At 30.4% G+C, this 25,264-nt stretch carries 17 protein-coding genes; 4 read left to right on the top strand and 13 right to left on the bottom strand.

All coding sequences use genetic code 11. From position 1 onward, the window contains the following. Nucleotides 1-930, bottom strand: coding sequence for a mevalonate kinase (locus Q0997_RS04585; RefSeq protein WP_299885170.1), 930 nt, complete (start codon nt 928-930; stop codon nt 1-3). 30 nt (nt 931-960) lie between these two features. After that, nucleotides 961-2,043 carry a diphosphomevalonate decarboxylase gene (locus Q0997_RS04580; RefSeq protein WP_299885167.1) on the bottom strand — a complete coding sequence of 361 codons (1,083 nt, stop codon included), beginning with the start codon at nt 2,041-2,043 and terminating at the stop codon, nt 961-963. A 245-nt stretch (nt 2,044-2,288) separates the two neighbouring features. Between Q0997_RS04580 and Q0997_RS04575 the strand changes: the two genes are divergently transcribed. Next, on the top strand, nt 2,289-2,855 hold the full coding sequence (locus Q0997_RS04575; RefSeq protein ID WP_299885164.1) for a TetR/AcrR family transcriptional regulator: 567 nt from the start codon (nt 2,289-2,291) through the stop codon (nt 2,853-2,855). Here Q0997_RS04575 and Q0997_RS04570 read toward each other — a convergent pair. Genes Q0997_RS04570 through Q0997_RS04560 form a run of 3 tightly spaced genes read right to left on the bottom strand, consistent with a single transcriptional unit; the run spans nt 2,850 to nt 5,276 of the window. Further along, nucleotides 2,850-3,377: a DUF1697 domain-containing protein gene (locus tag Q0997_RS04570; protein WP_299885161.1), complete on the bottom strand. Its 528-nt coding sequence runs from the start codon at nt 3,375-3,377 to the stop codon at nt 2,850-2,852. The genes Q0997_RS04575 and Q0997_RS04570 overlap by 6 nt on opposite strands. A gap of 4 nt (nt 3,378-3,381) precedes the next feature. Beyond that, a complete protein-coding gene (locus Q0997_RS04565; protein ID WP_299885158.1) occupies nt 3,382-4,590 on the bottom strand; it encodes an NAD(P)/FAD-dependent oxidoreductase in 1,209 nt (402 codons plus the stop codon). After that, nucleotides 4,587-5,276: a glycerophosphodiester phosphodiesterase family protein gene (locus Q0997_RS04560; RefSeq protein WP_299885156.1), complete on the bottom strand. Its 690-nt coding sequence runs from the start codon at nt 5,274-5,276 to the stop codon at nt 4,587-4,589. The genes Q0997_RS04565 and Q0997_RS04560 overlap by 4 nt, the downstream gene beginning before the upstream one ends. Nucleotides 5,277-5,339: 63 nt before the next feature. On the opposite strand from Q0997_RS04560, the gene Q0997_RS04555 reads away from it, so the two are divergent. Beyond that, a complete protein-coding gene (locus Q0997_RS04555) occupies nt 5,340-6,149 on the top strand; it encodes a hypothetical protein (RefSeq protein ID WP_299885153.1) in 810 nt (269 codons plus the stop codon). Nucleotides 6,150-6,194: 45 nt separating this feature from the next. On the opposite strand, the gene Q0997_RS04550 is transcribed toward Q0997_RS04555, so the two are convergent. Continuing rightward, nucleotides 6,195-8,216: a M43 family zinc metalloprotease gene (locus Q0997_RS04550; RefSeq protein WP_299885150.1), complete on the bottom strand. Its 2,022-nt coding sequence runs from the start codon at nt 8,214-8,216 to the stop codon at nt 6,195-6,197. Nucleotides 8,217-8,457: 241 nt separating this feature from the next. Here Q0997_RS04550 and Q0997_RS04545 point away from each other — a divergent pair, with 241 nt between their 5' ends. Further along, the gene (locus Q0997_RS04545; RefSeq protein WP_299885147.1) at nt 8,458-9,654 is read left to right on the top strand and encodes a Pycsar system effector family protein; all 1,197 of its coding nucleotides are present in this window, start codon (nt 8,458-8,460) and stop codon (nt 9,652-9,654) included. 5 nt (nt 9,655-9,659) lie between these two features. Here Q0997_RS04545 and Q0997_RS04540 read toward each other — a convergent pair whose 3' ends face one another. Next, nucleotides 9,660-9,782 (bottom strand): hypothetical protein, encoded by a 123-nt coding sequence (locus Q0997_RS04540; protein ID WP_299885144.1) that lies wholly within the window; start codon nt 9,780-9,782, stop codon nt 9,660-9,662. A gap of 73 nt (nt 9,783-9,855) precedes the next feature. Further along, nucleotides 9,856-12,231: a GAF domain-containing protein gene (locus tag Q0997_RS04535; protein ID WP_299885141.1), complete on the bottom strand. Its 2,376-nt coding sequence runs from the start codon at nt 12,229-12,231 to the stop codon at nt 9,856-9,858. A 217-nt stretch (nt 12,232-12,448) separates the two neighbouring features. Between Q0997_RS04535 and Q0997_RS04530 the strand changes: the two genes are divergently transcribed. Then, on the top strand, nt 12,449-15,562 hold the full coding sequence (locus Q0997_RS04530) for a CRTAC1 family protein (protein ID WP_299885138.1): 3,114 nt from the start codon (nt 12,449-12,451) through the stop codon (nt 15,560-15,562). A gap of 54 nt (nt 15,563-15,616) precedes the next feature. On the opposite strand, the gene Q0997_RS04525 is transcribed toward Q0997_RS04530, so the two are convergent. From Q0997_RS04525 to Q0997_RS04505, 5 genes are all read right to left on the bottom strand, one after another. Beyond that, nucleotides 15,617-17,212: a hypothetical protein gene (locus Q0997_RS04525; protein ID WP_299885135.1), complete on the bottom strand. Its 1,596-nt coding sequence runs from the start codon at nt 17,210-17,212 to the stop codon at nt 15,617-15,619. A 202-nt stretch (nt 17,213-17,414) separates the two neighbouring features. Beyond that, complete coding sequence (locus Q0997_RS04520; protein WP_299885133.1) at nt 17,415-18,845, bottom strand: alpha-amylase family glycosyl hydrolase; 1,431 nt, start codon at nt 18,843-18,845, stop codon at nt 17,415-17,417. Nucleotides 18,846-18,855: 10 nt separating this feature from the next. Further along, a complete protein-coding gene (locus tag Q0997_RS04515; RefSeq protein ID WP_299885130.1) occupies nt 18,856-20,523 on the bottom strand; it encodes an alpha-amylase family glycosyl hydrolase in 1,668 nt (555 codons plus the stop codon). Between the two features lie 2 nt (nt 20,524-20,525). Continuing rightward, the gene (locus tag Q0997_RS04510) at nt 20,526-22,910 is read right to left on the bottom strand and encodes a TIM-barrel domain-containing protein (protein ID WP_299885127.1); all 2,385 of its coding nucleotides are present in this window, start codon (nt 22,908-22,910) and stop codon (nt 20,526-20,528) included. A gap of 13 nt (nt 22,911-22,923) precedes the next feature. Further along, complete coding sequence (locus Q0997_RS04505) at nt 22,924-25,230, bottom strand: glycoside hydrolase family 65 protein (RefSeq protein WP_299885124.1); 2,307 nt, start codon at nt 25,228-25,230, stop codon at nt 22,924-22,926. Nucleotides 25,231-25,264: the final 34 nt, after the last annotated feature.

Raw genomic sequence — 25,264 nt, 5'->3', positions numbered from 1 at the left:
TTAGAAGTTATATACCACTTCTAATTTATAATCGCTAAGTGAATCTTGTGCTTTATGAAAGTCTTGCGTAAAGCCTAAAATATATCCACCACCACCAGAGCCACATAGTTTTAGATAGTAATCGTTAGTTTCAATACCTTTTTTCCATAAATCATGAAACTGCTTTGGTATCATAGGTTTAAAATTGCTAAGCACAACTTTAGATAATTGCTTTGTGTTATTAAACAATGATTTTATATCGCCCTTAAGAAAATCTTCTACACAAGCATCTGTATGTTTTATAAACTGGTCTTTAAGCATTTTACGAAACCCTTCTTGTTTCATGTTTTCCATAAAAATACTAACCATTGGAGCTGTTTCTCCAGTAATACCACTATCTAGTAAAAACACAGCTCCTTTTCCAGAGGTACTTTGTGTTGGTATTCCTGTAGCCTCTATATTATCTTTAGAGTTAATTAATATTGGTAAACTTAAATAACTATTTAAAGGGTCTAAACCTGAAGATTTACCATGGAAAAACGATTCCATTTCAGAAAAAATAACTTTTAATTTTAAAAGCTTTTCTCTTGTTAAATTTTCAAGTACTGTAATTTTATCTTGAGCATACTTATCGTAAATAGCTGCAACTAATGCGCCACTACTTCCTACACCATAACCTTGAGGTATAGAAGAATCGAAATACATTCCAGCTTGAACATCTTTATTCAATTTCTCATTTTCAAAAACAACTACCTCATCACTTATTTCTGCTAAATATGTTGCAAAGTTCTTTAAACTGGCATTAGAATCTTTAGCTTCTTTCGAAGGATTTTCATCCATTTTTAAAGCACCATTATAAAAGTTATATGGTATAGATAATCCTTTAGAATCTTTAATGATTCCATACTCTCCAAAGAGAAGGATTTTTGAATAAAACAGTGGACCTTTCATAAGTAGTTATTAATGTCTTGGTTTATAAAGTTACAATTGTTTTGCACCAAAACCAATTCTATCGCAAATATAGTGACCGTTTTGGCAATATGCAACTAACTCTGTCTTAATGAAATCGTAAATAGCTTCTGCTTCTTTTTCAGGATATAAAACGTGAACATTTGCACCTGCATCTAGAGTAAAACTTATATGCAATCCTGTCTCTTTTCTAAAAGCCCATATTTTATCAATAATCTCTAACGTATTGGGTTTCATTAAAATAAAATACGGCATACTAGTCATCATCATTGCATGGAGTGTTAATGCTTCGCTTTCAATTAGCGCTATAAACCCATCTAAATCCCCAGTTTCTAATATCCCTTTAATGTTAGTAATGTTTTCTTCTGCTTGTTTAAAACGTGTTTTAGCAAAAGGATGATTATACATTAAATTATGCCCAACCGTGCTACTTACTTGCTTTTCTCCTTTATCTACCAATAATATAGTATCGTGGTAATTTTTAAAATTATCATGAACTTTATAAGGGTATTTAATACCATATAAATCACTACTACCTTCAATTGCTTTATGCGCACCCCAAACTACTAAATCGCCTTCAATACTTCTAGAAGCACTACCAGAACCTAATCTAGCTAAAAATGAAGCTTTTTCATTAAAATACTCTTGTGTTATTTCTGGATTTAATTCCTTCTCAAGACTCATTAGACATAATGCAAGGGCACTCATTCCTGAAGCAGACGATGCTATTCCTGAACTATGAGGAAATGTATTTGAGGTTTCAATTTTAAAATGATAGTCTTTTAAAAAAGGGAGATAGACCTCTATTCTTTCAAAAAAAGTATTGATTTTTGGTTTAAAATCTAATTTTTCCTCACCGTCTAAATACACATCAAAGGAGTAATTATCTATAACTTTATTTGTTTTTTCATAGCTAAGCTTAGTCTTAGTTTTGCATGCATCTAGAGTAAAACTAATAGATTGGTTTTCGGGAATTTGATGTTTTTTTTTGCCCCAGTACTTTACCAATGCGATATTGCTAGGCGATGTCCATATAGCTTCTCCTTTATTAATTTCTTTTGTTAAATTTGTAGGAATATATTGATTTAATGTCATTTAAAAATTAAATTTCCACAAATATAGTTTTTAATTCTATTAATATTTTCTATATTTCGCATCGCGAAAAATATTTTCATTCGGTTTAGTAACGTTCATCGATAAAAGTATAATTTGCCGCTAATTAAACCATTGTTATACTGATTGTTGGTAATATAATAACTAACACTAGCTTTATTTAAGATCCCTTAATCTCCCTCTATAAGCTTAAAAATTGTCTTAATTTAAATTAGGACTACTTTTAAATGGATAAGAAACAAAGAATTATTCTCACCATGTTAGAACTGGTGGTTGAACAAGGCGTTCATGCTACTCCTATGTCTCAAGTTGCAAAGGAAGCAAGCGTTGCTGTAGGCACTATTTATCATTATTTTAATAATAAAGAGCAAATTATAGAAGAAATATATTCTATGATTTGTCAAGATTTTGGAGTTGTTTTAATGGCTAATCTTCCAGAAGAAAATCTAAAAGAACAATACGAAATCATGTGGTTAAACCTATACAATTATTTTATAGGCAACCCTTTAGCATTTAAATTTATGGAGTTTGTTGGTGTGCCGCCTATTATTACTCCAGAGATTAGACGAAAGAACATTCCTCACTTTGTAAATATTAAAGAATTCTTTTTAGCAGGAATATTAAGTAAAGAATTAAGAGATGTTAACCTTAGATTAATGCTACAAATAACATTTGGTAATGTTATTTCTGCCGCTAGATTAAAGTTTAAAGGAGAATTAGAAATGAATGATAAGCAGATTAATGATGCTTTACAAATGTCGTGGGATTGTATTAAGAATAATGATCCTTCATAGTAATTCTAATAATCGTTTCATTGTTTTGTAATTTCTGGAAGTAGCAGATACTTTAAGTTTTCTTTCAATTAAATTATTATTATACTTTACATTTCCATACGGTTTATCTGAAAAAAAATAGATACATCTATTGGTTGGCACAATCTCTTCATCCGGATAGTTTAATTCCTCTATAAAGTAAAGCAACTCTTTTTTAGGTACACTTTGTAATAATGTAAAATAACTTTGCTGTTTTTTTTCATCGGTAAAAGGGCAGTTATTAAAAATAGATTCGAATTCTTCTTTAGTTTTTACTAATGTAGGCACTTCAAAACCAAAATACTTTTTTATAGCTTCAGAAATTTTATTTTCTAGAACAACAGGCTCTTTCTCTATAGAATTAAAAACAATATTACCACTTTGTATATACGTTTTTACGTTTTCAAATTGCAAATCTGTTAATAATTGTCTTAGCGCTGCCATTGGTGTTTTTTTATGACCGCCAACATTTATTCCTCTTAAGAGTGCAACATAAGTATTCATTCTATTACATTATATTTTGTGAAACAATATAGGCGCTTGTCCAGGCATTTTGAAAATTAAATCCTCCAGTAACAGCATCAATATTTAAAACTTCCCCAGCAAAAAACAAGTTTTCATGTTGTTTACTTTCAAATTTTTTAAAGTTTACTTCTCTTAAATTAATACCTCCAGCTGTAACAAATTCTTCTTTAAAAGTGCTCTTTCCATCGACACTAAAAATAGCTTTTGTTAACTGTTTAGCTAAAGCATCTATATGTTGTTTACTGGCATCTGCCCATCGTAATTGCTCGTTGATTCCTACTGCCAAAACTAATTGTTGCCATAATCGCTTTGGCAATTCGAATTGCGTATAATTATAAATTGCCTTTTTGGATAGTGTTTTTTTATAGTCTTTTAAAAGGTCTATAACTGCATCATATTCTTTAGATATAAAGTTAATTTCAATATCAAATTTATAATCACGTTTTGCCAACTCTAAAGCACCAAAAGCAGATAATTTTAATATCGCTGGAGCACTCATTCCCCAATGTGTTATTAATAATGGTCCAGAAGATGTTAAGTTAGTTCCAATAACTTTTATTTCCACATCTTTAGCTACAACACCAGGAATGTCTTTAATACGCTTATCTTTAATATTAAATGTAAAAAGAGATGGCACTGGTTTGGCAATAGAATGATTAAGACCTTCTAACAGTTTCCATATTTTAGGGTTACTACCTGTAGCAACTATAAGTTTTTTGCTCTTAAATAATTCTGTTTTTGTTTCTATTTCCCATTCATCAGCCTCCTTAATAATATTTTGCACAGGCTGATTAATTAGAACTTCAACGCCATATTTATTAGCTTCATTTATAAAGCAATCTATAATGGTTTGTGAAGAGTTCGAGATTGGAAACATACGACCATCGTCTTCAATTTTAAGTGCTACACCTCTTTTTTCAAACCATTCTATAGTATCTCCAGTCATAAACGTATGAAATGGCCCTAGTAATTCTTTTTCTCCTCTAGGATAGTTTTGCACAAGATCTTGCGGTATAAACTCTGCGTGCGTTACATTACATCGTCCACCACCAGACACTTTTACTTTGGTAAGCACGTCCTTACCTCTTTCTAAAATAGCAATTTTTAAATCTGGATATTGCTCTGCTATATTAATAGCTGCAAAAAAACCTGCAGCACCACCGCCAACAATAATAATATCTTTTACAATCATATTCTATCTGGAAAATCACTTATTATAGCATCAACTTTATAGTCTTGCATTCTTTTTATTGCTTCTATTTCGTTTACGGTCCATGTATTTACATTAAAGCCTTCCGTTTTCATTTTTTTTACATTAGCCTTAGTTAACATTGTATAATTGGGATGTATTGCTTTAGCATTAATCTTTTTTCCAAAAGTAATGGCTTGTTCTAAGTTAGTATCTGTGAGCACTCCAATTGGAATATTATTATCTATTTTAAAGACTTTTTCAAGTATATCTAACTGAAAACTTGATACAACAAAGCTATTGGTTTCCCATTGATACTCTTTAATATATTGCCTAACAAGTTTACAGGTTTCATTTGGCGTATTATGTCCTTTTAATTCTATATTAACATGACATCGCCTATCAATAAGAGACAAAACCTCTTGAAGCGTTGGTATTTTTAAATCACCTTCTAATTTCAAGGCCTTTAATTCTTGAAGTGTGAAATTTGAAATCTCTCCACTACCATTTGTTAATCTGTCTACAGTAAAATCATGAAAAACAACTAATTCTCCGCTTTTACATAAATGCACATCTATTTCTATACCATCTACATTTAATTCTATTGCGCGTTTAATAGACTCTAAAGTATTTTCTACAACATAACCTTTTGCGCCTCGATGACCAATTGCTAATACCTTTTTACTCATAAATACGTTTCTATTTTTATACTGAAAAATATCTCAGTAAATTTAGCATTTATTATACAGACTATGCGTTTCTATTTATATCCTTTCTTTATTCTTTTATTATCCGTTTTTAGCTGTCAAACTGGAAAATTGATACTCCTTGGTGACCTTTCTAAAAGTATTGAAGAAGCTTCTGCTACCGAAACGGTAATTGGTTCTAATCTTATATGGACTATAGAAGACTCTGGTAATAAAAACAATATCTATGGTTTAGATACTTATGGCTCTATTATTAAAGATATTGACATTAGTAATTCTAAGAATATTGACTGGGAAGATTTAACTAGCGATGAATCTGGCAATTTATATATAGGTGATTTTGGAAATAATAGTAGAAAAAGAAAACTGTTTACCATTTATAAAGTATTGAATGTTCCTTCGCTTGAAAAGAAAACAAAAGCAGAAATAATTAACTTCAAGCTTCCTAAAACTATAAAGTCTAAAGATTTCGAATCCTTTTTTTTATGGAAAAACTACTTTTATATTTTTAGTAAAGAAAATAAAAAAACAATAGTTATAAAGGTACCTAACGCTATTGGTGATCAAGTCGCTGAATTTGTTTGCGAAATAAAGTTTAAAGGCAAACATAACCGAATTACCTCTGCAGATATTAATGCAAAACAACGCGAAATAATACTGCTAAATCATGACAAAATCATAAAAATAAACAACTTTAAAAATGATGATTTTTCAACTGGAACCATCACTTTATTAGATTTTGAACACAAGTCTCAAAAAGAAGGTATTTGTTATAAAGATGATTTTACCGTTTTTATTACTGATGAATACAGCAATAAAACAGGAGGTAATATTTATGAGTTTAAACTAGAATAATTAAAACACTCTATTATACTCTCAATTATTCAACTGATTGTTTTTTTATAGCTTAATTATTTTTTTTGTAACGACTCCTTTATTAGATTTAATTTTAGCAAAATAAACACCTGATGCTAATGCTTCAAGATTAACTTCTTGAGATTGTTCTTTTATAAGAGGTATTGTTTTTACAATTCTTCCATTAATATCATACATTATCATTTGAGATAAATGAATATCATTATTAACTTTTACAACCATTAAATCATTAACTGGATTTGGAAAAACTGAAATATTAGATTCTATGTTTTCAAAACTTGGATTAGAAAGCACATCACTTTCATAAATTTTTACATTTCTATAAAATGAAGTAGCTTCATTATAACTGCCTCCACCTGGATATGTTGTTCCTGAAGTCCAGACTTCATTTTCTACATCATTATCGGCTCCAAAAATTAAATACGGTGCATTACCTGTATAATATGCTCCAATTTGAATTGAGTAGTGTTTAAAGTTATAAAAATCGAAGAAAGGTGTATAATTATTATCAAAATCTAAATTAGTATTATTAGGAAAACCATTTGTTTGCGTACCAAATAACACAAAACCTACTAAAGGATCTAATGATAAATCATTATCCAATCCAATATAATGTATCTCACCTTCTATTGTACTTTTAAAATCGAATTCTATTACAGTATTTGGTGTAATTGTATAATTTAAAGGAATTGCTTTCCAAGCATTAGTAGAAAGGTGTAATGTAGAACCATTATCATACACAACAGAAACCCCATTATCTTCAGAAGAATCATAAGACAAAATTGTTTGCGTATCAAAATCAATTATAGGTAATAAAGTATCACAGGCATCCATAGCAGATGGATTACCATCTAAGTTAACATCTGCATACCCATTACATTGATCTAAACTATCACAAACACCATCTCCATCACTATCATTATTTATATCGTTTGGACAGGTATCGCAGGCGTCTGGAATATTGTCATTATCTGTATCTGTTCCTGTAGTACATCCATATAAAGTAGTTAACACATTATCTACAGACCATAAGTTATCCCTATCAGACACGCTAGAATTTAAAGCAGCTTCCATACGTGTTTTTTGGCCATTAGTAAACATTGCATATACTGGAGCCGTATAATCCATCATATTTGTATAATTATCTTTAGTACTGCAATTAAAAACAGTTCCTACTCCAGGAGAATCATCTAAATCTGAAAGTGAATTTCCTACTGTATTGGGTGTATCTGTTACAGAATCATCTTGACTACAATATACTGCATCACCATTACCTCCAGCATTTGCCCATATATGGTATACGTTCATCCAATGGCCAACTTCATGAGATAAATTATGGTACCAAGTTTGCCACATTTCTGTATGCTCTCCAAAATTCCAAGCAGACATTACAACTCCATCACTAAATGCATTTATAGAATTAGCAACATCTGGAGGAAAAGTAGCAAATGCAGAAGTATTACTATTTTCTATTGCTTGTCTCACAACATAAATATTAAAATAATTAGCTCTTGGCCAATTATAAACTTGACGCATTCCAAAATTATCTCCTCGTATAGTATAAAAAGCATCTTGCTGCCTGTCTATTCCATTTGTTGGATTTCCATTAGGGTCAAATTTTGCTAATACGAACTTTAACCGTTTACTTGTAAAAGCACCTCTTACACTTAAAAAATCAGAGTCTATATTATTATCATAAGCCGATTTGCCTTCAAAAAAAATATTCATCATTTCAATAGCTCTTTCAACGACTTCATCAGATACGTTTTCCGAACCATTATCATGTATAACATGAACTACAACTGGTATAATATAATCTGTTCCTATAGTAAGACCTTCAATATTTCGCTTATATTCATTATTAGACTGCTCTAATTCGAATGCTTTTGTAAAATCTTCTAATTCCTTATGGAAAGGATTGTTTTCTGGTCGAAGAGAAGGATCTTCATTATATATTTTTTGTTGATAAATATCTTGTCCACAATACCTTTGCCCATAACTTATTGTAACAAACATTAAAACGACACATAACAATAAATCTCTCATGATTTCTATTAATTTTCGATAAATATAGCAATCTTTTACCATTCAAAATAAAACCTTAATCTAATGGAAATACATAGGTTAATATAGTATCACCATAGACCAATATAGTATCAAGAAAGGTTTGAGTATAATTCTCGTCTTTATATTAAGATATATGGCATAAATAATATTAATTGTTAGACCTAATCGTAATTTCATACTATTAGATTAATTAGCTACATTAGTAAAAATAATTCTTTAAATGAAAAACATACTTACAGAAGTCGAAAAATACGTTGTTAGTTTTCTAAATGAACATTTAGATTCCTCTTTTGTATATCACAACTTATCTCATACGCAGCGTGTTGTAGAAAAGGCTCTTGAACTGGCTAATGAAAGTGAGTTAAACGACAATGAAAAAAAGAATTTATTAATCGCCGCTTGGTTTCATGACACAGGTTTTACTAAAACTATAGAACATCATGAAAAAGAAAGTGTAAAAATTGCTACCACCTTTTTAAAATCTCAAAAAGTATCTGAAGAAGATATTGAAATCATTTCTAATATTATAATGGCGACTCAAATGATGCATACGCCAAAAACTAAATTAGAAGGTCTTATTAAAGATGCGGATTGTTCTCATATATCCAGTAAAAATTATGATGAATACGCTGCACTTTTAAGAAAAGAATGGGAGTTAACTTTAGGTAAAAAGGTATCTAAAAATGATTGGATTCAAGAAAACATTTCCTTTATAACAAACCATTCCTTTTATTCTCCATTAGCAGCTAGTAAGTGGGAAAAACGAAAAGGAAAAAACTTAGCTACTTTACTACAGAGTCAAAATAAAATAAAAGCAGAAGAAGAGAAGTTAGAACAGAAAAAAGAAGAATTAAACTTTAAAAAACACAAATTAGACTTACCAGAACGCGGTATAGAAACGATGTTTAGAGTGGCACTTCGTAATCATATTACGTTAAGTGATATTGCAGATACTAAAGCTAATATTCTTCTCTCTGTAAATGCTATTATTATTTCATTAGTGTTATCAAATTTAGTCTCTAAACTAGATAATCCTACTAATGATTATTTAATATGGCCAACTGCCATTTTTGCTTTATTTACAGTTATTTCGATTGTATTATCTGTTTTAGCAACTCGTCCAAATGTAACTAGTGGAAAATTTAACAAAGAAGATGTTGCTAATAAAAAAGTAAACTTATTATTCTTTGGAAATTTTCACAAAATGAAACTTGATGAGTTTGAATGGGCTATGAATGAAATGATGCAAGACAGAGATTACCTATATGGATCACTCACCAAAGATTTATACTTTTTAGGCTTAGTTTTAAATAGAAAATACAGCTTATTAAGATTAACTTATAGTGTTTTTATGATTGGTATAATAGTAAGTGTTATTGCTTTTGCTATTGCATTTAAAATACAAGAAGTAACATAAAGAAATTACTTTAAAGTTTTAAAAAGTGTTTCATACTGTTCAAAACGATGTTCTCTAATAGGTCTAATGTATGGCTCTGTATTAAAATACAATACTAAACAAGGCGCTATTTTTTTATATGTTTCCACATATTCATATTTAATCAATTCGCCATTAGCTATTCTCGATTTTATTTTATTATGATACGGATACAAAAAACAATTAATTTTTAATTTCCTTCATCAAATCATCATAGGTATAGAATGATTTATCATCTTTATCTTTATGATATAGTACACTTACCCTAATTGCTTTTAAACCTGTTACTGCTTGTAAATCTTGAAGCTCAACAATTTCCACATCTTCATCTAAATACTTTTTAGATTGTAAAAACCTTATATATCTTAAATACTCGATTTCGTCTTGTTTTTGAGAGTATACAATACTTATTTTTCCTTTTTGAGTAACACGTTCTTGAGTGCCTTTTATATACGCTTTATCTACACGTTTTTTAACAATTTCATATCTCGCATTATAAGTACCATCTACATCAAATTGTTTTTCATCCATTCTAAAACTAATAGATAAAGGCTGATTAAATACTAAAACCATTGAAGCTACATCTAATTTTACAGGAAATTCTGGTTGCATTAAATAAAATGCATTTTCCATTTCACACATGACTTGTAATTGCCAAAGTCTTAAATTATATAAGTATATCGCATTAAAGCTATCTTCTTTAGTAATAGACTCGCCTATATACATATTATGCTCAACACCATCTGTTTTAAAACGCTCAAAAAAGTGAGGATACATGGCTTGTGCTTCAACTTGTTTTTTATCTAATAATGAAGCCATTTCTTTATTAACTAAAGTAATTGTATCATCATAATCCTTTCTATGTTTGTATAAAACTTCTACTTTATCATCAATACTATCAAAATAAGCTCCTATCTTACCTTTTAGTGACTCTACAGCTTTTAAATGACTTAATAACGGATCGATATCTTGCTTTATAAACGCAGAGATTTGTTGCTCGCTATCAACCTGAAAATTAGACTCTAATCCTTCTAAATGTTTATTTATTTGATATAAAAACTGCTCGTATATTGGAAGGTTTTCAACTTTTATAGCATCTTCAACAATAGCTTTTATAGCTTTTAATTGAATATTTAAATCTTGCTTAGTTGCAGAGTTCCTAGCTTCTGAAGAGCCTTTAATATCTATTTGACCATATAAAGGATACACGTTTTCAAAAGCAATTTTATTAAAATGTGCTTCTTTTTCATTAAATTGATTTTTAATAAAATCTTTTGCTTCTTTTTCAAATTTCCAATGTACACTTGGATGTATCGATGTACATTCTGTTTGAATTATGGCTTCTATTAAATTCTTTTCTTCACTCTTTGATCTCTCAACTGCAGAAATAATATATGGCATAATGTCTAAAAGCTTATTAGCATTAATACTATTTAAAACCTTCGCTTTTTCTGAAACAATTTCGAGAATACCCATTAACCCATCATCATTAGCTATAGGCGCAAAAATAGCACTTCGTATACCTTGATCATGTAATAACTTTACATGTGGTGCGTAACCTTTAGACTTGTCGTATAGCGCTTCTACATCTGATACAGAAAAATACTTTTTCTCTTTCAATAAGCGATTATATGACCAATCGCATAAAGAATCTGAACATTGAGCTGTCTCTAATTGATTTAAAAGAAAACTATTCATTCCTGTACCGTAGACATGCTCAAACGTATCTTCTTCTTCATTGTATATAGAAAACCCAACCTTTATATCTTTAAGCCCTAATAATGAACGGAAAATCTCATGAAAATCTTCCATAAACCCTTCATCTTTTCTTTTATCTTCTCCTATTAGGCTTGATTTAATATTAGAGATTGATTGATCATCTGTTACATTAAAAATATTAGAAATCACAAAGCCTTTAAAGATATAACTCTGTGGTGGAAATTTTTCTTTCCATAATTCAATATTCTCATAATTATCTAATAACTGATCAACATCTGCTTGCGTTATTTTAGGAGCATTCTTAGTTGGAATAATTTCAGTAAAATCTGCATTATATAATATTTTATAAAATTGCATGACACCATTAGCATCAGGAATTTCATAATAAAATGGCCTTTTAAAATTAATATTATGGCCATAACAAAATGCTAGGATGATAGTACATGCTATAATGTATTTATCATCTTCTGGCATATTTTTTATAGTAAGCTCAAAATCTTCTCCTGCTGTTTTAATTATATTTTTAAAACGCTCAGAAGAATTAAAAATAAGATTATGATAAGGTACAGATGCTGTTTTAATTTCATTCAAAGTCAAAACCTCACTAAAAGAATCCTGAAGTATAAACTTAATTTCCTTTTCATACTTTTTTAACAAAGACATATCACTAAACCCATCGCGAAGTTCTGGATACGGTTCCTGCACTTTTAAAATTCGTTTAGCTTTGGCCGAAACAAACTCATCATCACTTTTAGCTAATTCTTCATAACGATTTAAGAATTTATCAAAGCTTACTTTAAGTGTAAATGGGGATTCTAGGTTGTCGTTTAAGTCTATCATTATATATGATTTATAACAAATTTACGAATTATTGTATTGGTCGTATTTTATTTAACATCTTGACAAGATTTTTATTTACCTTAATAAACTTAATCAATAAGAATTTACCTTCCTTTTTCTAAAAATTACAACTGTTTTTATATATAATAGAAAGTACATGAATTAAAAACTAAATATGAGTACATTTGGACGTTATTATTTTAGATCCTAAAAACTTATGAAGCGCCAACTTCTATACATTGTTTCACTTTTTTATATTCTATTTTCTGTAGCTGTTACTGCACAACAAGACAATAGTATTTCTAACATTATAGAAAAAATAAACATTTTAGAAAAAGAGAAAGACCCAAAATGTTATGCAACAGCAAATCGTTTAGAAGATTTTATGTACGGTACGCCTTTAGACGAAGACGCTCGTAATCTAAAAATTGAAATACAAAAAACACTCATTTTACATCTTAAAAGAGAAGGCACAAAAAATGCAATTGCTGCAAAATCTAAAACTATACGATTTGATGATTTAAAACCTACAGTAAATAGCATTTCAAGATATAAAAGAGATACTAACGGTGATTTTTTATACCAATATGGCACTGGATACATACCTATTTCGAAATTAGATTTTGATCAATACTCGTCGGTTTCTTATGCCTATAGATCTATTCTATCTGTAGAACAAGACCTTTTATTTATACCAGAAGAAAGTACACTACCGTTTGATATTGATGTAATACAATCTATTAGCGATTATATAAATTTAGTAACTCTCGTTGTTCTAAAAATAGCAGATAATACTGCTAGAAAAAACAATCATTCTGAAATAAATAAAACGCTTATAAAAAATAGCTGGATTGCTGTTTTAAAGCAATCTAAAGAAGAGAAAATCACTAAACTTGTTTATCCAAAATTAAAAAACACTGAAGAAGCTGCTATTAAGAATAATGCAATTATTAAAGATATAATTAAACAAAAATTAGAATCATACAATACCTACAATGCTATTATTACAAATGTTTTTCTTAGAAATATTCAAGTTTATTTTGCAAGACAAAAGTGGCCAGTAGAAAAAACTATTTCAGATCAATTAAAAAACTATTATATAGAATCTTTAGTTCAATTTTCAAATAGCCTACTTAAAGAAGCAAACAAGACATCGACAAAAAACCAACATACATTAATAAGAGTTTCAGATATACAGTTAGCTTTAAGTAGTTTTTTACCATATTCTACTAATGCCTTTGAAGATGTTCTTTTTTTTCCAAATAACGCTTTAGAAAGCATTAATATTGAGTCTTACGATTTAGATGCTTATAGAGATAGTGGTATTCATTGGAAGATTTTAGAATACTCTATCAACGATTTAAACGATACAACAATTAAAAACCTAGATCCCAATGCTGCAGAATTAGTAGTCGAAGGTATTGCTCAATTAGGCGTATTAACACTTCGTATTGCTGGTGAAATTTCTCATGAAAAAGAAAAAAAAGCTCTTGATAATAAAGACATAGAAGCAAGTTTTGCCAAAGTACAGAAACTAATAAACTCATACTCTTCTTATAAAAAACAAGAGAATAATACAAATATCAATTCTTCTAATACCACCAATAATAGTAATGAAGGTTTTATTGATGTTTCGCAACAAGCAAATATATTATTTGAACACAAATCCTCAGATTGGTTAAGTAGACATATTAGAAGTTATAGTACTAATACTGAAGAAAAAGAGATAAAACTAACTATTCCTCCTGCTTTTGGAGGCTCTGGAGTCGCTTGTGAAGATATTAATAACGATGGTCTAGTTGATGTTTTATTATTAAGCGGTTTTGGAAACAAACTGTACCTCAACACAAAAAACAATCGCTTTATTGATGTCACTAAAAAAAGTAAATTAAATCACTGGAATGCCAAACTCAACTCCTATGGCGAACCAAGACAACCTATTATAGCCGATTTTAATAATGATGGATTACAAGATATTTTTATTACTTATGTTAACGATTCTCACAAACTTTATAAGAATATAAACGGAACCCAATTTGAAGATGTAAGTGCTTCTAGCGATTTAAAAGGTGAAAACGCGGTAGCTGGACCAGCTACTGCCTTTGACTATAACAATGACGGATTACTAGACATTTTTATTGGTTATTTTGGAAATTATATAGACGGCATATTACCTACTCTAAGTAGAGATAATAAAAATGGATCTCCTAACAAACTCTACAAAAACTTAGGCAATTTTACTTTTGAAGAAGTAACATTTACAGAAAATTCAAATTTTGGCTGGACGCAAGCCGTTGGGCATTCAGACATTAATCAAGATGGCTTACAGGATCTTATTGTTGGAAATGATTTTGGAGTAAACAAATACTATTACAATACAGGTGATGGTCTTTTTAAAGAAGTTAGCAAACAATTAGGCACAGACAAACCGTCTTACTCTATGAATATAGGTATTACCGATTTAAATAAAGATTTATACCCAGACTTTTATATTTCTAATATTGTTGTCATGCAAAAAGATGAAAAATACGTAAGCCCTAATGCTGACACGCAAATGAAGTTTGATTCTAAAAAAATGACAACTATGCGAACTATTGAAGCTAATGATTTATTTTTATCTCAGGTAGAAAATAAGGAGATTAAGCACTATAAATTATCTACAAACATTGGAAGAGGCTATTCTGCTACTGGATGGTCTTGGGATGCAGACTTTTTTGATTATGATAACGATGGAGATGAAGATTTATATTGTTTAAACGGGATGAACGATTTTAGTGTTTATGCAAGTGAAAACCCTTTTTATTTTGAAAGAAAGTCTGAGTCTGTCTTTTACGCAAAAAGTAATCGAGAAAAGAATGTCTTTTTTGTAAATGAAAATAATACGCTTACAAATAAAGCTGAAACATTAGGTTTAGCTATAAACTCTAATTCTAGAAGCGCTAGTTATTTAGATTATGATAATGATGGCGATTTAGATATCATTATTAATAATTACCACGATAGCGCTAACTTACTAGAGAATAAAATTGAAAATTCTAGTCATTGGATAAAGATTAAGCTTATAGGTAATATTAATAAAAAGATAAATAGAGATGCTATAGGTTCTACTCTTATTTTAAATAGTAAACATCACAAAAACATATGGCGCGAAATACATAGTACAACAGGTTATTTATCTGGTCATCCAAAAATGCAACACTTCGGTTTAGGAGAAGATAATAAAGTTGATATTACTGTTAAATGGAGTAATGGTGAAAGTTATTTAATTGAAGATGTAATCGCTAATAACACTTATCTTATAAGCTACCCCAATACGTTAACTAAACAATAATAAAAAAGCCATTTCTATAAGAAATGGCTTTTTTATTATTGATGAAATATTCTTTTAGTTTCCTATTCTTTTTAGAATAGTATCTATTTGTTTTTTCATCATTTTATTTTCTTCTTTTAATGCTTCTAAGTCTTTAGTAGTTTTTTCTAATTGTTGTTTAGTTAACTCTAATTCTTTTACATTATTAGAAAATTGTTTAGACAATGCAGGATTAACTGTATCTGCCGTTTTTGCTCTTAAAGCATAAGGCACACTTACAAATTGTGTTGTCCCAATAGTATTAAAAAATATACCACCATCTGTATTTATCTCAACTAGCATAAAATAATTATCTGCTCCCCAATCTATTGCACTAAACTGAGTACCTCCAGTACCAAAACCGCTACCTATGTGAAAGTTAACTAATCCTTGGTCTGATGTTGTTACCTGATGAAATTCTGTATAAACAGCAGCTCCAGCATTAGATCCTTTAAGTACACTTATTTTAAAAGTAACATCTTGATTAGACATTACAGCACCAGTATTATCTCTTAATAACGATTGGTAATTCAATAATTCTGGAACCTGTCCAGACCCCATAGATTGTGCATCTTCTAACGCAGTTAATCTTGCTTCTACATCTGCCAATAAAGGAGATAAATCTACAGTAGATTGATTATCATTATTATCTAGAGATAGCAATAGTGATTGATTATCTAATTGAAAAATATCTGCACCTTGAGCGTCTTCTCCAGCTATATTAGCCCAAGTAGTTCCATTCCAAGAATAAGTAATATTTTCTTCAGTATCGTATACTAACATCCCGTTTTCATCTCCAGTTAAGCTTGCAGTAAAGGTTGTACGTTCGGCTGTAGTCATTCTATTTATTAATAGTCCTTGCGTAACACTTTTTAAATCTAAAGAAGCATTAGCATTAGGCGTTATAGTTCCTACTCCAATTTGTGCAGACACATAAGAATTACCAATAATTGACGCATTACCATTTACTTCTAGTTTTTCTGAAGCCGATGTATCTCCTAAGCTAACATTTCCACTTGCTGCAATAAACAAAGCATTATCTGGTGCGCCTGGTTTTATTTTAAAAGGTAATTTACTTCCATTGGTAACATCTCTAATGAAAAAATTAGTTTCATTACCTGCAATATCCCATGTTTGTGGTGTCCATCCATTAGCTCCGTTTTGTTCAATACGAATTGTTGGCGAGTCTCCATCTGTAACTTGTAATTCTACTACAGGGCTTGCTGTACCTAATCCTACGTTACCTCCAGAATTACTTACATATAAAGCATTAGCTCCAGAACCTGCAGATATTGTAAAAGGGGTATTACCTGCTGTTGCATCTTCTACTGCAAAATAATTTGCACCTCCGTTTCCAGTATCATTTATGGCTATTCTCCAATCGTTGCCTGGAAAGCTAGCACTTGAAGATGTATCATCGAAGTGAATTCTTAAGTTGTTTTCTTGTAGTCTAAAAGTATCGAAGCCAAAGCTTGGTGCATTAGGTGCATCGATACCTACTGCTAAACTTCCATTAACTACTAAATCATCAGTAATTACTTGTGCTCCTGCCACTGGAACATCTTGATCTATTTGAGCAAAGGCACTAATACTCAGTAACATAAATAAAATAGCGTTTATTCTTGTTTTCATTGTTTAAGTTTTTTGCTAAAGTATTCCTTTTTTCAGAGAGGACATCTCTATCAAAGCAATAATGTAACGAAATAATTTACCGTATACCGAAAATCTATTTTTAGATTCATTAGTAATATTCATTTTTCTAAAAATATGTTTATAAAAAAAGCCTTACTAATTTAGCAAAGCTTTAATCATATATTATGATGATGTATCTTTTTTATTTAATCAATATTTTATATTCCCATGGTTTTAATATCATTGATTCTTTCCCTGTTTCAATCTTAGTATTAGCCATATAATCTAAAAAAGTACCATTAAAAAAAGGTAAAACTATTTCTTCTTCATTAGAGAAATTAGCTACATAAATTAATGAGCTATTTTTTTTACTGCGTTCGAAAGCTAAAACGTTTTCATTTTTTGTGTCTAAACGAGAATAAGATGCTGCATTTTTTCCACCATGTAAAGCTATATTGGTATTTTTTAACTTTCCTAACTTTTCTAAAACAGCCCACATATTTCCTTTAGCATGAGGAATTTCGTCTTTCTCAAAAAACAATAGCCTATGCGCTAAATCGTATTCTTGTCCAGAATATATTAAAGGCATTCCTGGCGCAGCATAAATTAATGCCGTCATAGCTTCAGCAGCATCTCCCATTCTTTCTTTTACTGTCCCATTCCAAGAATTTTCATCATGATTAGTTACAAAATTCATTATAATATCATCACTTTCATATCTCCCATTATCTATTTTAAAAGTCTCATCCCATTCCATAACTCTTTTTTCTCCTTTTGAAATATGATTCATTACGTGGTGACGATCCCAACCATAAGCCATATCAAACAAGTTATTTTTTAATAATTCTGGTTCCCATGCTTCTGCCAACATAAACAAATCTTTCTTCTCTCTTAATTGAGGGATTGCCTCTTGCCAAAAATCTGTTGGAACAGAACCAGCTACATCACACCTAAAGCCGTCTACATCTTCTTTTTCAATCCAGTAACTCATATCTTTTACCATTTGGTTTCTAAGATCTTTATTATCATAATTTAAGTCTGCAACATCTGCCCAACCAACAGGAATTCCATCTTCATTTAATGGATCTGTAATTTCTCCTTTAGCATTTTTAGTATAGAATTCTGGATTTGTCTTAAGCCATGTATGATCCCAACCGGTATGATTTGGCACCCAATCTAAAATAACATATATACCATTATCATGTGCCGTTTTCACTAAATCACGAAAGTCATCAATGGTCCCAAATTCAGGATTAATTTTAGTGAAATCTGACACTGCGTAATAGCTTCCTAACATTTTTTCACGTGTGGTTTTATCTTCAATTAAAGACGCAAATTCTCCGCCAGTTGCTTTTCTTTTCGTTTCAGAAATAGGAAAAATAGGCATTAACCAAATTATTTTTACTCCTAATTTTTTAATCTCTGGTATATCTTTAGTGAAAGATTTAAAATCACCTTTCTTAGAATATTGACGAATGTTAGCCTCATAGATCACTGCACTTTCCATTATTTCTTTAGATACTGGTGCAATAGTATTTAGGACTTTGTTTTGTACTACGACTTCTGTCTTGTTTTCTTTTTTACAAGCCACAATTATTAATAGTGTGGCTAATAATAGCGTTAGTTTTTTCATTAAAATAAGTTTATTTCTTTTCTAGTAATACAATATCAAACTCTGAAGTTAAACTTACCTTGCCGTTTTTTACTTCAACATCTTGGTAAGAATAAGCATCGTGTAATATGTCTCCATTTTTAAAAACAGATGATACATCTAGTTGTTTTTCTCCTTTTGGCAGGTCTAGCCCTGAAACAATGACGTCTTTATAATCACCTTTTATATAACTCCTGTAAAACACATAAGGTGTTTCACTAATCATTTGATGCACACCAGCTCCAACTGCAGGATGTTCCTTTCTAAATTGCCCTAATTTTTGCCAGTGCTTTAATATGTTTTGGATTTCGGGATTTTCTGTAAGCGCCTTCCAATTCATAAATGAACGAAGTGTAGCATCTCCTACAGTTCCTTCTACAACTAAAGATCTTGCAGTTTCGTCTCCATAATAAATTTGTGATGCTCCAGGTGTTAACAACAACATTGTTGCTGTTTTGTATGGTTTTTCTCGTTTTGGATCGAACGGCTGTCCATCATCATGAGAACTTAAATAATTTAAAATTCCATAACCTTTTAAATCACTATTTAAAATATTAGAATAACGTTTAAATACTTCTTCTTTACTCTTTTCTTTTACATTCCATTTTAATTCAAAATTGATAAGTTGATTAAACGCATTATCAAAATAATTTACTTTTTTATCACCGAAATCGAATAATTTACCAGATGAAATTCCGTAATTATATACTTCACCTACTAAATAAAACTTATTATCATCTAAAACTGCATTCGAATTTGTCGTTTTCCAGTTAGAAAAAGCAAAGTCACATTCCTTTTTAAATTCTTGCCAAACATATTCTTCGGTATGTTTTACAGTATCTACTCTGTAACCATCAATTCCAAAATCTGAAATATAATCAGTCAACCATTTTATAATATAAAATCTTGGCGCCTTTGGATATCCAGTACGCTTAAAAAAGGCATCTAGTTCAGCTATTTCTTTTTCATAACGGCCTTCTGCTTTCCATTTTTCTATTAATTCCGGAGGTAAATTGACAGTCTCATTACTTTCTGTTTTTATATCGGGTAAGTTTTTTACTAATGTACAAGCAATAGTATTCTCATAGTTTGTGTATTCACACTGCGGACCTACTCTAACCCAATCGCTTGGCCAAACAGGGTCTTTATCTGTTGCTGGACCTGTATGATTAATTACAGCATCTAGAACTACTCGAATACCTTTTTTGTGTGCAGATTCTACTAATGTTTTTAAATCTTCTCTTGTACCAAAATTAGCGTCTAAATTCGTCCAATCTTTTGTCCAATAACCATGAAACCCATACGTTTTTCCTGTGCCTTCATTTGTACCTTCGTGAATTTGTTCAAAAATAGGTGACATCCAAATAGCATTAACTCCTAAATCTGTAAAATAACCTTCGTTTATTTTCTGTGTAATTCCTTTTAAATCGCCACCTTCAAAACCACGTAATTTTGCCGTTTCATCTGTTCTATTGTAATTAACATCATTTCTCGTATCTCCATTATTAAAGCGATCTGTCAATAAAAAATAAAGATTTGCGCCTTCCCAAACAAAAGGTGCCTTTTCTCTTTCTTGTTTTTCTTTTTTTTCAGATTCATTATTCGGTTTACATGCAAAAACGAACAATAAAGTGAGGCATATTAATACGTTATTTTTCATTTTTAAAATCTAATTTTCGTTTCTAATTCTTTTGAAGTATTCCATATTATTTTAAACATGAGTGTTTTACTTAACGTGTTATACTCGAATGGAAGTTTCTTGCCATTTCTCTCTATATACTTAGGTTTCTTAGAGAAGTTATGTATAACTACATTAATATTTTTAGTTGATGCTGAATATTCTGAACCCAATTGCGTATTACATTCTAATTCTAAATATTTCTTTTTTGTTTCAGCTTCAAAGGTTATAAGTTCATATTTCCCTTTTTGGAATGCATTTCTGGTTTTACCATCATCATTATATAATTCTCGTTTACTTTCTTTAATGGAAGTATCAAAATAATAATGGAGATTAAATGTATTTCCGTTATATTCATTAGTACTTTGCATTGGTTTTGCCATGACTAAAAAAGCGCCTCCCCGAATATAAGTTGGAATACTATTTTCTTTTGTTTTTATCGTTTTTGTTTGTCCTCCTGTTACTTTTTTATCTGTATAAAAGTCAAACCAATTGCTAGTTTTTGGGAAATATATTTCTATAGTTTTAACACCTTGCTTTGTAATTGGAGTTACCAAAAAATCGTCACCCCATAAATAGGTGTTTGCATTAGTATATAATTCCTTGTTATTAGCTTCTTCAAATAACAATGGGCGCATTAAAAGTGCTCCTGTTTGAGAATTATGGAATGCCAAAGTGTAATTATATGGGAGCAATTTATAACGTAATTCAATAGCCTTTTTAGCTAACATTTTAGCTTTAGATGCTCTATATACTGGTTCTGCTGGTACTTCCTCTTGAGCATGCGGTCTATAAATTGGTTGAAAAACTCCATATTGTAACCAACGTACATATAATTCATCGTCTAAATTAGCACCAGCGAAACCTCCTAAATCACTATGCATATATGCAAGTCCTTGCATACCCATTTGAATTGCTATTTCTGGTTGCGATTGTAATCCTCCCCAAGTTCTATTAACATCGCCAGACCATGGAATCATACCAAATCTTTGAGAACCAGCTGCTCCTGCTCTCATTAAAATAAATGGTCTTTTATTTGGAAAATCTTTCTCATAGTACTCTTGTACTAATCTCGCCCAATCATGTCCATAAATATTATGAACCTCATCTGCAGTTCCTCTAACATGCAATAAATTAGAAGGATGTACTTCTGGCTCACCCAAATCTCCCCAAACACCATCTATACCAATACTTGACATTTCTCTATATATATTTTGAAACCACGATTTTCCCTTTGGATTATAGATGTCAATCAAGCCAGTATTACCGAAATAAAAATCATAACGATAAGGGTTACCAATAGAATCTTTTGCCAAAACATCTTTACTTACTGCTTCTTCCCATCGTTTAGACGTTGTTAAAACAAATGGTTCTGTGATAGCAATAGTTTTAACTCCTTGTTGCTTCAATCTGGAAGTCATTCCTTTAAAATCGGGAAAAGAATCTTTATGAACTTCAAGATTCCCCATTGTACCTTTAATATCCTTACCAAACCAATATAAGTCTAAAATCACAGCATCAACTGGTATTTCCTCTTCTTTAAATTTAGCTATCGTAGCTTCAACCTCTCTTTGAGAATGATACCCAAAACGACTTGCAAAATTACCTAAAGCCCAACGTGGCAACAAGGGTTGTTTACCTGTCAAACTTGTATAATTTTTAATAATGTCTAACCATGTGTTTCCTACTATAACTTGATATGTTTTTCTTCCAGAAATAGTTTCATAAGATAGTGTATTATCTTTCTTACTATCCAAATCTAGAAAACCTATTGGAGCATTATCAAAGTGAAGCATATATTGATTAGAAGATAATACAATTGGCAAGGTATAGTTCATTAATTCGCTTCGAGTCTCGTAACCATAATGTGCTTTATTGTATAATTGTAATCTATTGCCACGGCGATTCATTCCTAATGCACGAGCGCCACCACCATATAAAACCTCATCACTTTTTAAGTTGAATTTTATGGTTTCTAAACTATCATTTTTTACATAACCTTCTTTTTCTGAAATGATAGATTTTCCTTTATAAGAATATGAAATTTGGAAAGGTTTCTTATTAATTGTTACAGAAATACCTTGCGTTTTAAAATATACTTTTTCATCATCACTACTATGTTTTACTCCAGTATATTCTGGTTTTAAAACTACAGCATGAGACTTAAGATCCAATTCTTCCCCTAAAGGGACAAAAGTAGTTTCGATTATTTCTTTTGAGTATGCTTTAATCCAATACGTTCCATCATTCACATTAATTATTAAAAAACTCTCATCTTGAAATGCCGAATCTTTATATATTCTATCTGGATTTTGCGCATACGAGAACACTACAACTAAAAGAAAAAAATAATATAGTTTTTGCCTCATATAGAACATACTTCTATTTTGTTACTTCTTTATTTGGAGACACTTTCAATTCTTTTCCATTAACTAAAATAGTTAACTCTTGTTCTCCATCTAGCTCAAAAGTGGTCTCATTTTGAGTTACTTTTATTTTTATAACTTGATTTCTAAAATTGACTTTATATGAATAGCCTTTCCATTGTTTTGGTATTTTTGGTTCAAAAGACAGGCTATTATTTTTAACTCGCATACCTCCAAATCCTTCAACAATACTCATCCATGTTCCAGCCATACTAGTAATATGTAAACCTTCTTCTACTTCATGATTATAATCGTCTAAATCTAAACGAGCCGTTTGCAAATAAAAAGCATATGCTTGATCCATTTGTCCTAATTTAGCTGCTTGAATACTATGTACACAAGGAGATAATGAACTTTCATGTACAGTTAATGGTTCGTAAAAATCGAAATGTCGTTTTAATTCTTCAATCGAAAAATGGTCTTCGAAAAAATAGAAACCTTGTAGAGTATCTGCTTGTTTAATATAAGGTGACCTTAAGATGCGATCCCAACTCCATTTTTGATTTATTGGTCGCTGTGATTTATCTAAACCTTCCACTGTAATTAATTCCTTATCTAGAAAGCTATCTTGTTGAAGATATACTTGGTGTTCTTCGGAAAATGGAAAGTACATATTGTTAGATACATTATCCCATAACCTTAATTCGTTATCTGTTACTTTAGTTTTATTAATAATTCTATTATAGTCTTTATTATAATCTTCTTTTATTTTTTCTAAAGTCTCTATAGCATAATTAATACACCATTTAGCAATATAGTTTGTATACCAATTATTATTAATGTTATTCTCATATTCATTTGGCCCTGTAACACCTAAAATGACGAATTGATTTTTTTCTGATGAGAATGTCGCACGTTGATACCAAAATCGTGCAATACCAATAAGGACTTCTTGTCCCATTTCTAGTATATAACTAAAATCTCCCGTATAACGATAGTAATTATAAATAGCAAATGCTATAGCACCATTTCTATGTATTTCCTGAAAAGTAATTTCCCATTCATTATGGCACTCTTCTCCATTCATGGTTACCATTGGATACAAAGCCGCTCCATTATTAAATCCTAATTTAGCAGCGTTTTCAATAGCCTTATCTAAATGATTATAGCGGTATTGTAATAGATTTCTAGCAACTTTTTGATTCTTAGTAGCCATATAAAACGGAATACAATAGGCTTCGGTGTCCCAATAGGTACTACCTCCATATTTTTCACCAGTAAACCCTTTAGGTCCTATATTTAAAGTAGCGTCTTTACCAGAATAAGTTTGGTTTAACTGAAAAATATTAAATCGGATAGCTTGTTGCGCTTTAATATCTCCATCTATAGTTATATCTGCCATGTTCCAGATCTTATCCCAAGCTACTTTTTGTTGGCTTAATAAAGTATGATATCCAGTTGTTGTAGCTTTATTGAGAATAGTTTTTGCTACAGTAACTAACCCTGATTTGTCATGGTTTCTATCTACAGTATAACCTCCATATTTATTAATAGAATAGGTTTCATCTTTTTTTACATGATACTCATAACTAAAAGAGGCATAATTAGCATCTGCATTAATATTGGGTTCAATTAAAACAGATTTTCCATTAATAAAAACCTCAGACTCCATAAATGTACAGGTATAAAAATCTGTTTTCATGGTTTTAGCTTGTATAAATGCTTGATGATTTTCATGGCTTACATTAATAGTATCCCAAAATTTATCATCCCAATTAGTATCTTCATTTGTAATGCCACTATCTAAATAGGGCTGAAAAACAATCTTAGCGTCTTTATTTAATGGTGTAATTTCATAATGAATTGCACCTAACTCGTCAATATCTAGGCTTAAAAAACGTTTAGCTTCTACTTTAACTATAGTATCATTCTGTAATGTAGCTTCAAACGTTCTAGACAACCAACCTTCTTTCATGTTAAGTTCTCTACGGAAATTACTAACAGACTGACATGCATATAAGTCTAATTCTTCACTATTAACAATTATTCTTATACCTATCCAATTTGGTGCGTTTAAAACTTTAGCAAAATATTCTGGGTAGCCATTTTTCCACCAACCAACTCGTGTTTTATCTGGATAATACACTCCTGCAATATAGCTACCTTGAAACGTTGAACCCGAATAGGTTTCCTCAAAATTAGCACGTTGCCCCATAGCTCCATTACCTATACTAAATATGCTCTCGGATGATTTAACATATTCTGGATTGAATCCTTCTTCTATAATCGACCAGTTATCTGGTTTTATGTAATCTAAATTCATATTATATTATCGTTTCTGAATGAACAGAATTTTT

The sequence above is a fragment of the uncultured Lacinutrix sp. genome (assembly GCF_947500325.1).
Classification (GTDB): domain Bacteria; phylum Bacteroidota; class Bacteroidia; order Flavobacteriales; family Flavobacteriaceae; genus Lacinutrix.
Note: the sequence above shows the minus strand (reverse complement) of the source record. Positions and strands in the feature narration are given on the sequence as shown.